This is a genomic window from Limnobacter sp. 130 (assembly GCF_902506325.1).
Lineage (GTDB): Bacteria > Pseudomonadota > Gammaproteobacteria > Burkholderiales > Burkholderiaceae_B > Limnobacter.
Genome location: NZ_LR732328.1, coordinates 279,590 through 292,595, shown reverse-complemented (window position 1 = coordinate 292,595; position 13,006 = coordinate 279,590). Strand labels below are relative to the sequence as shown.

13 protein-coding genes are annotated in these 13,006 nt (G+C 52.7%); 6 read left to right on the top strand and 7 right to left on the bottom strand.

The features are described from left to right. Both ychF and FRIGORI9N_RS01405 read left to right on the top strand, forming a co-directional pair. Positions 1-1,092, top strand: coding sequence for a redox-regulated ATPase YchF (ychF, locus tag FRIGORI9N_RS01410; RefSeq protein WP_159568131.1), 1,092 nt, complete (start codon positions 1-3; stop codon positions 1,090-1,092). A 38-nt stretch (positions 1,093-1,130) separates the two neighbouring features. Then, the gene (locus FRIGORI9N_RS01405) at positions 1,131-2,417 is read left to right on the top strand and encodes a hypothetical protein (RefSeq protein WP_159568130.1); all 1,287 of its coding nucleotides are present in this window, start codon (positions 1,131-1,133) and stop codon (positions 2,415-2,417) included. Here FRIGORI9N_RS01405 and FRIGORI9N_RS01400 read toward each other — a convergent pair. From FRIGORI9N_RS01400 to FRIGORI9N_RS01375, 6 genes are all read right to left on the bottom strand, one after another. Then, positions 2,414-3,031, bottom strand: a complete 618-nt coding sequence (locus FRIGORI9N_RS01400) for a hypothetical protein (protein ID WP_159568129.1) — start codon at positions 3,029-3,031, stop codon at positions 2,414-2,416. The genes FRIGORI9N_RS01405 and FRIGORI9N_RS01400 overlap by 4 nt on opposite strands. Before the next feature lie 257 nt (positions 3,032-3,288). Then, a complete protein-coding gene (locus tag FRIGORI9N_RS01395) occupies positions 3,289-3,567 on the bottom strand; it encodes a YfhL family 4Fe-4S dicluster ferredoxin (RefSeq protein WP_159568128.1) in 279 nt (92 codons plus the stop codon). Between the two features lie 9 nt (positions 3,568-3,576). Further along, on the bottom strand, positions 3,577-4,080 hold the full coding sequence (gene coaD, locus FRIGORI9N_RS01390; protein ID WP_159568127.1) for a pantetheine-phosphate adenylyltransferase: 504 nt from the start codon (positions 4,078-4,080) through the stop codon (positions 3,577-3,579). A 59-nt stretch (positions 4,081-4,139) separates the two neighbouring features. Continuing rightward, a complete protein-coding gene (rsmD, locus tag FRIGORI9N_RS01385; RefSeq protein ID WP_236550775.1) occupies positions 4,140-4,745 on the bottom strand; it encodes a 16S rRNA (guanine(966)-N(2))-methyltransferase RsmD in 606 nt (201 codons plus the stop codon). A 6-nt stretch (positions 4,746-4,751) separates the two neighbouring features. After that, the gene (locus FRIGORI9N_RS01380; RefSeq protein WP_159568126.1) at positions 4,752-6,101 is read right to left on the bottom strand and encodes a pitrilysin family protein; all 1,350 of its coding nucleotides are present in this window, start codon (positions 6,099-6,101) and stop codon (positions 4,752-4,754) included. Positions 6,102-6,135: 34 nt separating this feature from the next. Beyond that, positions 6,136-7,539: a pitrilysin family protein gene (locus FRIGORI9N_RS01375; RefSeq protein ID WP_159568125.1), complete on the bottom strand. Its 1,404-nt coding sequence runs from the start codon at positions 7,537-7,539 to the stop codon at positions 6,136-6,138. Positions 7,540-7,655: 116 nt separating this feature from the next. Here FRIGORI9N_RS01375 and ftsY point away from each other — a divergent pair, with 116 nt between their 5' ends. The 4 genes from ftsY (at position 7,656) to FRIGORI9N_RS01355 (ending at position 11,824) form a co-directional block, all read left to right on the top strand. After that, positions 7,656-8,597, top strand: a complete 942-nt coding sequence (gene ftsY, locus FRIGORI9N_RS01370) for a signal recognition particle-docking protein FtsY (RefSeq protein WP_159568124.1) — start codon at positions 7,656-7,658, stop codon at positions 8,595-8,597. Beyond that, positions 8,594-9,328, top strand: coding sequence for a cell division ATP-binding protein FtsE (locus FRIGORI9N_RS01365; protein ID WP_159568123.1), 735 nt, complete (start codon positions 8,594-8,596; stop codon positions 9,326-9,328). The genes ftsY and FRIGORI9N_RS01365 overlap by 4 nt, the downstream gene beginning before the upstream one ends. A 21-nt stretch (positions 9,329-9,349) precedes the next feature. After that, entirely contained in the window at positions 9,350-10,258 is a 909-nt protein-coding gene (locus FRIGORI9N_RS01360) for an ABC transporter permease (protein WP_159568122.1), read from the top strand. Between the two features lie 87 nt (positions 10,259-10,345). Next, positions 10,346-11,824 (top strand): Fic family protein, encoded by a 1,479-nt coding sequence (locus FRIGORI9N_RS01355; RefSeq protein WP_201301388.1) that lies wholly within the window; start codon positions 10,346-10,348, stop codon positions 11,822-11,824. Here the strand turns inward: FRIGORI9N_RS01355 and rfbD are convergent. Then, positions 11,821-12,768, bottom strand: a complete 948-nt coding sequence (rfbD, locus tag FRIGORI9N_RS01350; protein WP_159568121.1) for a dTDP-4-dehydrorhamnose reductase — start codon at positions 12,766-12,768, stop codon at positions 11,821-11,823. The two genes, FRIGORI9N_RS01355 and rfbD, sit on opposite strands and share 4 nt — an antisense overlap. Positions 12,769-13,006 lie beyond the last annotated feature (238 nt).

Below are 13,006 nucleotides of genomic sequence, written 5' to 3'. Positions count from 1 at the left end.
ATGACTCTCAAATGCGGCATCGTTGGCCTTCCCAACGTCGGTAAATCTACCCTGTTCAACGCGCTGACCAAAGCGGGCATTGCTGCAGAAAACTATCCCTTCTGCACAATCGAGCCCAACGTGGGCATGGTTGAGGTGCCCGATGAGCGCCTGCAAAAGCTGGCCGACATTGTAAAACCCGAGCGTATTTTGCCCGCCACGGTTGAATTTGTAGACATCGCAGGCCTGGTGGCCGGGGCGTCCAAAGGCGAAGGTTTGGGCAACCAGTTTCTGGCCCATATTCGCGAAACCGATGCCATTGTGAATGTGGTGCGCTGCTTCGAAGACGAGAATGTGATTCATGTGAATGGCAAAGTCGATCCACTTTCCGACATTGAAACCATTGAAACCGAATTGTGTTTGGCTGACATGGGTACCGTTGAAAAAGCGGTTCACCGCTATGCCAAACAGGCCCGCGCAAACGACAAAGAAGCCGCAAAAATTCTGGCTATTTTGCAACGCTGTGAAGCCCAGTTAAACGAAGCCAAACCGGTGCGCGCACTCGGCCTGGACCCCGAGGAATTGTTTGCCATTAAAAGCTTTGGCCTGATCACTGCCAAGCCAGCCATGTACGTGGCCAACGTGGCTGAAGATGGTTTTGAGAACAACCCGTTCCTGGAGCGCCTGCAAGAATATGCAGCCAAACAGAATGCGCCTGTGGTTGCAGTGTGCGCAGCCATTGAAGCTGAAGTTGCTGATCTTGACGACGCCGACAAAATGGAATTCCTGGCCGACATGGGCATGACCGAGCCAGGCTTGAACCGTGTGATTCGCGCTGGCTTCAAGCTGCTGGGCTTACAAACCTATTTCACCGCTGGCGTGAAAGAAGTGCGTGCCTGGACCATCAAGATTGGCGATACGGGCCCCAAGGCCGCGGGTGTCATTCACACCGATTTCGAACGCGGCTTTATTCGTGCCCAAACCATTGCGTACGACGACTACATTCAGTTCAAAGGCGAAAACGGAGCCAAGGAAGCTGGCAAAATGCGGGCCGAAGGCAAAGAATATGTGGTGAAAGACGGGGACGTGCTGAACTTCCTGTTCAACGTCTAACCCAACGTTTAAACAAAGGCCCTTCGGGGCCTTGTTTTTTGGCAGTCTCATTTCTGTGCTACGGTATTAGCAGTTTCAACTCGCTGCACCACGCCATGTCCAAAGCCCTGAAGTTGTCCATTCTCGCCTTTGTGATCGTCCTGCTGGGCATCATGTTGTCCCACGGCGTGGTGGTGCCCCGCTTTGTTTGGGAACCCAAGCTAAACAGCGTTCGTAACCAGTATCCCGACCAGCGTATTGACGTAAAACGCGTGGTGCTTGCACTTTCCCTGAAACCACAACTCATCATTTCTGAAATAGAAATCGACGACCCCACCCGCAAGGAAAACCTGCAACTGGCGTTGATCAGGCTGGGCATGAACGCCTTCGAATCCATCAAGCAAGGGCGAATCCAGGTTGAGTCACTGAGCGTGAAAGGCTTGGCCGTTCAGGCAGAAAAAGAAGCAGATTGCACCCAAATTAATCTGGACTGCACACCGGTTCTTCCGGTGGCGCTGGCTGCCCGCGCATGGCAAAGCACACAGGTAGCCAATCCTGGCTTTTTCACGCCAAATCTCAACCTGAAAAAACTGGAGCTGGAACAGGCGCAGTTCACTGTGCGCAACACCGCAGCCCAACAAGAAATCAACGGGAAAATTGAACAGCTTAAATTTCAGCTGGGCAGCAACAGCACAGAAAATCAGTTCAACCTTGGTTGGCGCTTGGGCATAAAAACCCCACAAGAAAACAATCAGTTGTATTTGGCCATGAACGCGCAAACCGAAGCAGGCGCCATGCGCGAGATTATTCTGAAAAAACTGAAGATCGATTTGGATGGTCAATGGAACGGATTTCCCTGGACGGGTTCGGCTGAACAGGATTTTCTGGCGCTTCGAATTCTGCAAGCCAACAATGGCGAAGGCGCGCCCTTCATCAAATTGAATGGTGACAATCTTCGCACTTATATTCGTCGCGACGACTTGCCTGAAACTCACCAGGCTGCATTTTCTGCCCAACAATTTGAAGGTGGATTGCCCGCCCAAGACTGGTCAATGAACAAGGCGGAATGGACCTACACCCATGAAGATGCCCAAGCCTGGACATTCAACATGAACTACACAGCATCAGAGAGTTTGCTTGAATTGCAACCCGAAACCATACAGGGCAGCGAAGGCATTCCCGCCGAGGCACAGGTTCGTGAATTGAATTGCGAAGCAGGTGAAACCAAGATTCGGGAAGACAAGCCTTACTGGGCCTGGCAGGAGGGCTGGTTCAGGGTGTTGAACGACCACCCTGCAGAGAACTCGAGTTTGGTGTTGTGTCCAATTCAGACAGGGATACCTTAAACAGCAACTGATGCCAGAAACTGCAAGGTTTTTATTTTACTTGATTTCGGTTTTTCCAAAACTTCACGCTGAATATCACACACCACAGACTTCAAAAGATCTGTGGTACTCAGTTCAGTCTCTACCTCCAGACGTTGGAGCTCCGCTTTCAATTTTCCAGAAACTTTCATCGACAATCGCTTGCTCGGAATTTTTGACTTCTTTGAAGAGAAATTCACAACCGAAAGCTTGTGCGCACTAAATACCCGCTCAAGCCGATTCGGATCTTGGGCCAAATCATGAATGTAGTAACAGACCAAATCTTTGCGAAATTCTGGAGTTGACTCAGGCTCTAGAGTGAAAGCGGCCAAATCCAGCACGTCCAGATAGATCGCGGGCAATCGCACTTCAATCGACTTCAGCGCTTTTTTCCTTGATTCAGAAATGGCCGGGGTGGACTGCGCTGGAATTGAAACCACTTGATCACATACATCACACACACCCACCAGAATATCTTGAGCGGCACCTTTTCTATCACTAAATGGTACATCCCGGCGCACAAAGGTAACAGAGACTATGTCCTTGCAGTGATTACAAATTGCGCGGCTTTTTTCGCCATCAATGAACAGTTTCATGACTCAATCCAGATCTATTTATGAACACTGATAAACCAAGCGTCGGGCTCTAAAAGCGACTCGTGCTGGTAATTGCCACTTTTAAGCGCTGACAAAATTTCTTTCTTTGCGAATGTATATCCCACAGATATTCCAAAAATGTACGACAAATGTCGTACAAAGTCCAGTTCTATAAGAATTAATTATAGAAACGGCTTTTTGAACAATCAGAGGGGAATTCGATAATAAGACGAAGGGGGTTGCTTCTGCAGTTGCGCTCAATCGCTAACTTTAGGCAAATAAGGCGTTTTATCGGGGTGCAGCTTGAAAAACTTGCCCAGCAATTGTTTCTGGGTGTCGGGGTGAGCCGGGTCTTTGGGTATGCATTCAACCGGGCACACCACCACGCATTGCGGCTCATCGAAATGCCCCACGCACTCGGTGCACTTTCCGGGGTCTATTTCGTAAATTTCTTCACCCATGGTAATTGCGCCGTTCGGGCACTCGGGCTCGCACACGTCGCAATTAATACACTCATCGGTGATGATTAAGGCCATACGCTCACTTTACTTGTTGACCACCTGCTGCGGGATCAGTCCCAACTTCTGGTTCAACCAATGTTCAACGGATGGAAATACAAACTTGCTGACATCGCCGCCCAGGGAAGCAATTTCCCGAACAATGGTGCCGGAAATAAACTGGTATTGATCCGAGGGTGTCAGAAACATCGTTTCCACATCGGGCAGCAAATAGCGGTTCATGCCCGCCATTTGAAACTCGTACTCAAAATCGCTGACCGCGCGCAAACCGCGAATAATCACGTTGGCATTGTTCTCGCGAACAAAGTCTTTCAACAAACCGCGAAAACCACTTACTTCCACATTGGGATAATGGCTGAGTACTTCACGCGCAATTTGAACGCGATCATCCATGGAGAAAAAGGGTTTTTTGTTGGGGCTGTCGGCCACACCGACCACCAGCTTGTCGAAAATCTTCGCGCCGCGGCGCACCAAATCTTCGTGGCCACGGGTAAGCGGATCAAATGTTCCGGGATATACAGCAATGCGCATCGCTGATCTCCATATCAAAGGGTTTTATTCGCGTGATACTGCTCTATCCACGCTTTGTATCACACAGCAGGCAGGGCGAACAAATGCGCATGCACTTGGCCCGCTTTTAAATGACGCAAAGCATCAATTTCTTGAACATTCAACGCCTTGCACAGAACGGTCGGGTCTGAGAACAGGTTTTCATGCCATTCGGCATACACCAGCCCGCCGGGTTTGAGCACCGCCTTGATCAAGGGCAAGGTGGCCAGCATCAATTCGCTGCGAAATGGCGGGTCAAGCGCGACCAAATCGAAACGCTTTCCAGCACCAGCCAGCCTCTTCAGGCAAGCCAACACATCATTGGCTTCAATTTGAATGGAAGGTGGGCTGCCCTCTGCAGTTGGCCACTTGGACAACAGGTAGGCTTTGTTTTCCTGCAACTGGGCCACCACATTGCGTTGCTGCTCAACCAGCACCACGCTGGCCGCCCCGCGCGATGCAGCCTCGAAGCCCAATGCGCCCGTGCCGGCATACAAATCGAGCACTGCCATGCCGGTGCAGTCTTGCCCCAGCCAGTTGAACACGGTTTCACGCACACGGTCGGGTGTGGGCCGCAAGCCCTCCACAGGGGCAATGGGCAGCATGTGCCTGCGCCAAGCGCCGCCAATAATCCTGAGCTTACTCACGTTAAATTACTCAAGCTTTCCGCCCACAACCACAGTCACCAATTTCTCGGCATTCACGTGTTTGGCAAAGGCCTCGCGCGCGCTTTGAACCGTCACCTTCTCAATCTCGCTAGTCCAATTGTCCAGGTAGTCCAAAGGCAAACCGTGCAAGCCCATCATTGAAATATTGCCCAGCAACTTGCTATTGCTGTCGATGCGCAGGGGAAAGCCGCCCACCAGGTTTTGCTTGGCTGCATTCAATTCAGCCTGGGTGGGGCCTTTCTCGATAAAGTCCAGAATGGTTTTGCGCATGATTTGTACAGCTTGTGCGGTGGACTCTTTCTTGGTTTGAACACCCGCCTGGAATGGGCCTGCATCGCCGGCTGGCATGAAGTAAGAATAAGCACTGTATGCAAGCCCGCGCTTCTCGCGAATTTCATCCATCAGGCGCGACACAAAACCACCGCCACCCAGAATATGGTTGGCCACCAGCAGGTCGAAGTAATCCGGTGCACCACGGCGCATGGCGGGCAAGCCCATCAAAATATGGCTTTGGGCAGCGGGGTGATCAATTTGAATGGTCTGGCCTTTCATGGCCGCTTGCAATTCCTGAAAATCAGTACCGCCCAGGGGGTTACCTGGCAGCTCACCCTTGGGCAAACCGGCAGTTAAGTCATTGGCCAATTGCTCAGCCTGTGCGCGGGTAATATTGCCCACCAGCGACACCACCGCTTTGTTGCCAAGGTAACGGGTTTTATAAAACTGCTCCACATCGGCCAAAGTAATTGCCTTCAGGCTGGCCTCGGTGGTGTGGGTGCCATAGGGGTGGTTGGGGTACAGCGCACTGGCAAAGGCACGGTCGGCCAAGGTGTCGGGTTTGGTCAAAGCCTCTTTCAGGCCAGCCACACTTCGGGCTGTTTCACGCGCCAGAATATCGCCATTGAACACCGGCTTTTGCAGCACGGTTTTCATCAGGGAAATTGCTTTTGAAAACTCGGGCTCGGAGGTCAGTGTGCGCAATTGCACACCAGCTGAATCGCTGCTGGCACCACCGGAGAACTGAGCACCGGTGTCAGCAAAACCATCGGCAATTTCATTCTCGGAAAGGCCTACAGCCCCGCGACCAATCATGTCGCCAGTGGCGCTGGCCAAGCCTTCCTTGCCCTTGGGGTCGGCGCGGTTGCCTGCCGGAAAGTCCACGCGAACATCGAGCATGGGCAGCGCTTCGGCGCGCATGAACATCACTTTCGCACCGCTGGCTGCGGTCCAACTTTCAATGGGCAAAGCGGCATTGGCCGGGGCTGCAAACACGGCGGCTGCGGTGGCACCTGCGGCAAACAGGCCGCGAATAAATACTTTGTTTTTGCTACTCAACATGCTTGTGCTTCCTGTGTAATGACTTAGTGGCGCATTAATGACTCAAGCCCTTGGGCGGCGCGTCTTTCTTGTTGGGGTCAATTGGCAGCGGGAACAAGGTACCCACAGTCAACTGATCCTGATCGAAGAATTTTTGCGCGGCGTACTGCACTTCCTGCGCGGTCACAGTTTTAATTTGCTCAATCATTCGGTCAATGTCGTCCACCTCAAAACCAATGGTCACATTCTGGCCAATTTCAACCGCCTGCCCATACACGGAATCGCGCTTGTACACCTGGCTGGCAATCAACTGGGCTTTTACACGCGCCAGCTCAGCTTCGCTGACACCTTCATCAGCCACCTTTTTCACCTGGGTCAACAGCGCCTTTTCCAAGGCCTCCACAGTTTGGCCAGGCGCAGGTGCGCCATCCAGGTAAAACAGCGAAGGGCCACGGCCCGTCATGTCGTAGCTGGCACCGGCCTGCAGGGCCACTTTCTGGTTTTGTACCAGTTCGCGATTCAGGCGCGCACCGGAATAACCATCAAGCACAGCACTTAAAACAGCCAAAGAATAGGCGTCACGGTCTTTCAACACGTCGTTTAACTTCGGCACCTTGAAACCCATAATCAGGTAGGGATTTTCAGCGGGTGCCTTCACCTGCACGCGGCGTATGCCTTCCTGCTTGGGTTCTTCTTGCGGCTTGCGTTCTTCCAGCTTCTTGGGTTTTACCTTGCCGTAGGTTTTCTCGGCCATGGTCTTCACCTGGGCAGGCTGTACATCGCCCACCACCACCAGCACCGCATTTTGCGGGGTGTACCAGGTGTCGTACCACTTGCGCGCGTCCTTGTAAGTCATTGCTTCAAGGTCGCTCATCCAGCCAATAACCGGCGTGCGCGTGGGGTTGGCCATAAAAGCCGTTGCCATGAAAGCCTCGTACAGCTTCCCGGTGGCCTTGTCGTCGGTGCGGTAGCGGCGCTCCTCCATCACCACTTTGATTTCTTTTTCAAACTCGCTTTCGCTAAGAATCAAATTGGCCATGCGATCGGCTTCAAGGGCCATCACCTTGCTTAAGTCTTTGGCCTGCAACTGCTGAAAATAAGCGGTGTAGTCGCGGCTGGTAAAGGCGTTGTCACGGCCACCCAAGGCGGCCACGGTTTCGGAAAACTCGCCCACCTTCAGGTTTTTGGTTTCCTTGAACATCATGTGCTCAAGCACGTGGGCTACACCCGTGGTGCCGTTGTACTCGTCGATCGAGCCAGCCTTGTACCACACCATGTGCGCCACAGTGGGCGAACGGTGGTCTTCCTTCACCACCACACGCAAACCATTGTTCAATTTGTACTCAGTTATATCGCCATCGGCCGCATGGGCCAAAGGCAACATGCTGGAAGCCAGCAGCGCAGCGCCGCCAAGCAGTGCCACACAACGGCGATTCAGTTGAAAACCTGTTTTTATCATTCAAGACACCTTTTACAGCAAACGTGCGTTTTAAGCTCAATGGTAGAATAAGTCATTCAACATCTCGCTGTGTGACAGTCGTTCACACCGCTTAGTTTCCTCAATTGGAGTTTTACATGCAGATTCCTGGGCAGAGACAGGACTGGCTTGGTCGTTTGAAATCGGGGTTAACCAAAACCCGTTCCGGCCTCACCTCCATGTTCACCGGCGAAAAGGTCGACGAAGCCTTTTTCGAAGAAATGGAAGAACGCCTGCTACTGGCCGACTGCGGCTTGCCCGCCACTGAACTGCTCATGCAGAAGGTGCGGGACACGGTGTACCAGAAAGGCCTGACCAGCCCGGAGGAAGTGCGCCTTGTGTTGCGCGATGCGGTATTTGATTTGCTGCGCCCCCTTGAAACCAGCATGGGCGTAGACCGCGCCCGCCCCCTGGTCATGATGGTGGTGGGTGTGAACGGAGCCGGCAAAACCACCAGCATTGGCAAACTGGCCAACCACTACGCCGAAATTGGCTATTCCGTTCTGTTGGCCGCTGGGGACACCTTTCGTGCTGCCGCACGCGAGCAGCTGGATGTGTGGGCCAACCGCAGCAGTGTCGATGTCATTTCCGCGCAAGGCGGCGACCCCGCAGCCGTGGCTTTTGATTCGGTGCAGTCGGGCATTTCCCGCAACAGCCACATTGTGATTGTAGACACCGCAGGCCGCCTGCCCACGCAAATTCATCTAATGGAAGAATTGAAAAAGGTGAAGAAAGTGCTGGGCAAAGCCAAGATGGACGCACCGCACGAAATTGTATTGGTGGTTGATGCCACCAATGGTCAAAATGCCCTGCAGCAAATCAAGGCATTTAACGATGCACTGACCCTGACTGCGCTGGTGGTCACCAAACTAGACGGCACCGCCAAAGGTGGCATTCTGGCCGCCATGAGCATGAGCACCCGCGTACCCGTGGCCTTTATCGGCGTGGGTGAAAAACTGGGCGACTTACGCCCCTTCAGCCCCCGAGAATTTGCCAACGCATTGGTTGGCATCGACACCGACGGAAATCAAACCGCATGATCCAATTTAAAAACGTCACCTTGAAGTACGGCACCCACGCCGCCTTGAAGGGCGTGAACTTTCAGCTACCCAAGGGCTCGTTCACCTTGCTGGAAGGCCATTCTGGCGCTGGCAAAAGCTCCATTCTTCGCTTGCTGGCCACATTCGAGCAACCCAGCACAGGCGATATTCTGGTGGGCAAAAGCTCGATCGCGCGCCTGAATCGCCGCGAACGCGCGCACTACCGCCGCAATGTGGGCTACACCGGTATGGACGTTGAACTGCTGCACAACCGCAGTTGCTTCGACAACGTGGCCCTGCCCCTGCGCGTGGTGGGTCTTTCCGAGACCGACATTCAAAGCCGAGTAAAAGCCGCCCTGGCCCGTGTGGGCTTAAGCCACACCGACCGCATGTTGCCCAGTGAATTGTCGGGCGGGCAACAACTGCGTTTGCAAATTGCGCGCGCTGTGGTGAATCGCCCTGCCCTGGTGTTGGCCGACGAACCCACAGCCCAGCTTGATGATGAGTCGGCCGCCCGGGTGGTGGGTCTGCTTGAAGAATTCAACCGTGCCGGTGTAACCATTATTGTGGCCACCCACGAAGCGCACCGGTTCAACCGTGTTACCCACCGCCTGAAACTGGGCGAAGGCGCGGTGCTGCCAGCCCCCGCCGATTTGTCGCACAACGGTGGGCGTGAAGCTGGCGTACAAACTTTTTCCAAAGACTTTCTGAACAAGGCCTACGGGGCTTGATCCACTTTTAAGAGACAACACATGCGTTGGTTACGTTTGCAGTGGTTTTCAATTTCTGCCGGTTTAAAGCTTTGGCTTGATGAGCCACTTGGCCACCTGTTCAATGCCCTGGTGCTGGCCATTGCTTTGGCCATGCCCTGGACCATTGCACAAGGCCTAAGCGCCATTGTGCCCAGCATGGACCGCTGGGTGGGCGACCCTGAAATCAGCCTGTATTTCAAACCCGATGCCACGCTTGATTCAGTGAAAAGCGCAGCCGCGCAATTGAAACGCGATTTCGATCTGGACAGTGTGAATATTGTGACGCCTGAACAAGCCATGGAACGTTTGCGCACCCAAAGCCAAACCCCTGACCTGGCCGAGGCCTTGCCTGAAAACCCCCTGCCCTACACCGTGGTGGTGGTGCTGGAAGTGGATGCCACCACCGACACACAAGCCATCGAAAATAAAATTACGCAGTGGCAAAACTTCACGGGTGTGGAGCATGTGCAGTACGACGCGCAATGGGTTCGCCGACTGCAATCGGTATTGAACGGCACGCAAATTATTGCCATGGCCTTGGCAGTGCTGATTGCCGGCATGGTGCTGGTGGTGACATTCAATACCGTGCGCTTGCAATTGATTCGTAACCAGGCTGAAGTGCATGTGCTGAAATCGCTGGGCGCAACCGACACTGAAGTGGGCCGCCCCACATTGTGGTGGTCAGTCAGCCTGGCGCTGGTGGCCTTTGGTTTGGCTTATGCGGTGGTGAGCGGTGCCATGGGCTTGGCCGACGAAGCTGCGGGCACATTCATTCGCGAATTTGATCGTGATTTCCGCTTTGAGCAGCCCAATGGCATTACCGCACTGGGACTAATCCTGGTTTGGGTGGTACTTGTGATGGTTGGCGCATGGGCCTCTGTGAAAAGCACGGTGCTGCGTATTCACTGAACATCTAAAACAATACTAACCACCCCAAACACGACAAAGATATACTGTTAACACTCAAAAACACGACAATTTTTTAGGTGTTAACAATTGGCTGTCAAAAACGCGACAAATCCGGATTACTCACTTGTTCTTTACAAGGAGTTAACTTCTGCGCAAGTTCGAGGCGTTCAGCGCCAGCTGAAGGCGGGTGGACTCAAACAGATCGCCAAAGGCATGCTAAGCAATTTGCCAGAAGAAAGCTGGCCTGCTTTGATCGCGCGTGAACGGATCCGAGTAACTGGTTCACTTTTCCCGAATGCGGTCATCTCGTTTCGCAGCGCCTTCAATGGTGGCATGCCCGACCAAGGCGTGCTTTACATTACCCACACGTACAGTCGAAAGGTTCAACTTCCAGGATTGCAAATTGTTGCCTTGAAAGGTGCGCCACCCCAGCAGGGTGACATGCCTATTCAAGGACACGGAATTTATTACGCGTCTGAAGCACGTTGTTTGCTTGAAAATTTAACCCCGAGCCGAGGTAGCAATAAAAAAGCAGTTGGCCGCGAGGAGGTAGAAAATCGTCTGCTAACCATTTGTAAGGCACGCGGAGAACACGTGCTGACTGCGCTGCGGGAGGCAGCGAATCCTCTTGCCAACAGATTGGGAATGATCAAAGAATTCAATATTCTCGATTCACTGATTGGCAGCATTTTAAGAACCCGCACGTCTACGCTAATCACCTCCAAGGGGCGTGCGCTTACGGCTGCACCTCCTTATGATTCGGACCGACTTGAAATGTTCGAGAATTTGGCAGCAGTACTGCGATCGCAACCCATACACCAAGCGGATGAAGTGGCCCGAACTCCCCAGGCGATGATTCACTTTGCATTTCTGGAATCGTACTTTTCCAATTTCATTGAAGGCACTGAATTTGATATTCAAGAAGCACTCGAGATCGTACTTTCCGGTAAACCGATGCCAAATCGCCCCAAAGACTCACACGATATTCTTGGCGTCTTTCGGCAGGCAGTGACACCTGCCTGGATGCACCAGGTTTTGGCCAGTGGTCCACCAGTTGAAACACAACTTCGCAAACGTCACTGGGACCAAATGCGAGAACGGCCTGAAGTGGAGCCGGGCGAATTCAAACTAAAACGAAATCGCGCAGGCAACACTGCGTTTGTCGAACCTGAATTAGTACGTGGCACATTGACACAAGGATCCCTCTTGCTACCTACCATTCCAGCTGGTTTGCCCCGGGCATTGTATGCGATGTTTCTTGTGTCAGAAGTTCATCCTTTCAATGATGGAAATGGTCGCTTGGCGCGCTTGGTCATGAACTCTGAATTGTCCGTGGTGGGTGCCTGCAGAATAATTATCCCCACTCTGTTCCGCGACGAATATCTGGATTGTCTACACGCACTAAGTCGTGAAGGAAATCCAGGCCCGTTTGTTTCGGCGATGGAAAGAATTCAAGCCTGGTCTGCGGGTTTCAAATACGATGAACTTGATGCAGTGATTGAAAAAATGAAACAGTGCAACGCATTTGAACGCTCTCTGGTTCAGCACCGACTGCTGAATCCTTAATAATTCAACATAAAATTACGAACACCTTTCGTCCACTCGGGTGGATTCACACGGAAGGTGTCCATCAATTTTTGGTTGTTCAGTACTGAGTACGCTGGGCGTTGTGCCGCAAAATTCATGCTGTCAGTTTTTACACGTTCAATGTTGGGCATGCGCTGAACAATGCCTTGCTTGTGTGCATGTTCAATGGCCAAACAGGCGTAGTCGAACCACGTGGTGACACCCGCCGCACTGGCGTGAAAAATTTCACCGCTTGGAATTTCAGAAGGAAAATCGGGCAAAAAAGTAGGGGCCAGTTTGCCCGTGGTTTTGTAGCGCTGCATGGCCACAACACCTGCCACGGTTAACCCCAGTTCAGCCAGCCAGTTTGCGGGTGTGGGCGCACCGGTTTGATCATCGACCACTTTCAAACTGTCGCGCTCTTGCGCAAGCTTGATCATGGTTCTGCAAAAGTTATTGCCGCGTTGCCCGTAAACCCAACTGGTGCGAAACACCACCCAGTTGCCACCCACTTCTTTCAGGTATCTTTCGCCTTCAAGTTTCGATTTTCCGTAGGCGCTTAACGGGTTGGTGGTATCGGTCTCTGTGTAAGGTTGATTGGCTTTGCCATCAAACACGTAATCAGTGCTGTAATGCACAAGCGCCACGCCTTGCTTTTTGCATTGCTCGGCCAAAATACCAACAGCCTTTGCGTTAATGGCGTGTGCAAGTTCGGGTTCGGTTTCGGCTTTTTCAACGTTGGTGTAGGCGGCCGCATTGATTACCACGTCGGGGCGAACGTCTTTCAAGGCATTGATCAGGGTGTCGGGCTTGGCCAGGTCGGCTTTGTCGCGACCGTAGCTGATGCAGGCGTCCATGGTTTCCATCAAAGCGGGCTTGGCGTGTTGACCAATGGTGTGGCCCAGTTGGCCTTGTGCGCCGAGCACGAGTACGCGAATTCCCAAAGCAAAGTTCTCCTGAAAACTGTTGCTGTAGTTTAACCGTATTGATTACGTGCCTGCTGGAGTGCAGGTTTGTTTAGACCAATCGGCTTGGGCTCCGCTTTCTCGACCGCTCGTTAACTGCCCGATCGGCTTGGGTTCCGCTTTCTCGACCGCTCGTTAACCGCCCGATCGGCTTGGGTTCCAATCTCTCGCCTGAAAACCTGTACTTCCCTTTTTGAGATTCACCCTGACTCACCTC

Coding starts and splice junctions, on each gene's coding strand:
- ychF (WP_159568131.1), top strand. CDS start 1: ATGACTCTCAAATGCGGCATCGTTGGCCTTCCCAACGTCGGTAAATCT.
- FRIGORI9N_RS01400 (WP_159568129.1), bottom strand. CDS start 3,031: ATGAAACTGTTCATTGATGGCGAAAAAAGCCGCGCAATTTGTAATCAC.
- FRIGORI9N_RS01395 (WP_159568128.1), bottom strand. CDS start 3,567: ATGGCCTTAATCATCACCGATGAGTGTATTAATTGCGACGTGTGCGAG.
- coaD (WP_159568127.1), bottom strand. CDS start 4,080: ATGCGCATTGCTGTATATCCCGGAACATTTGATCCGCTTACCCGTGGC.
- FRIGORI9N_RS01380 (WP_159568126.1), bottom strand. CDS start 6,101: ATGTTGAGTAGCAAAAACAAAGTATTTATTCGCGGCCTGTTTGCCGCA.
- FRIGORI9N_RS01375 (WP_159568125.1), bottom strand. CDS start 7,539: ATGATAAAAACAGGTTTTCAACTGAATCGCCGTTGTGTGGCACTGCTT.
- ftsY (WP_159568124.1), top strand. CDS start 7,656: ATGCAGATTCCTGGGCAGAGACAGGACTGGCTTGGTCGTTTGAAATCG.
- FRIGORI9N_RS01365 (WP_159568123.1), top strand. CDS start 8,594: ATGATCCAATTTAAAAACGTCACCTTGAAGTACGGCACCCACGCCGCC.
- FRIGORI9N_RS01360 (WP_159568122.1), top strand. CDS start 9,350: ATGCGTTGGTTACGTTTGCAGTGGTTTTCAATTTCTGCCGGTTTAAAG.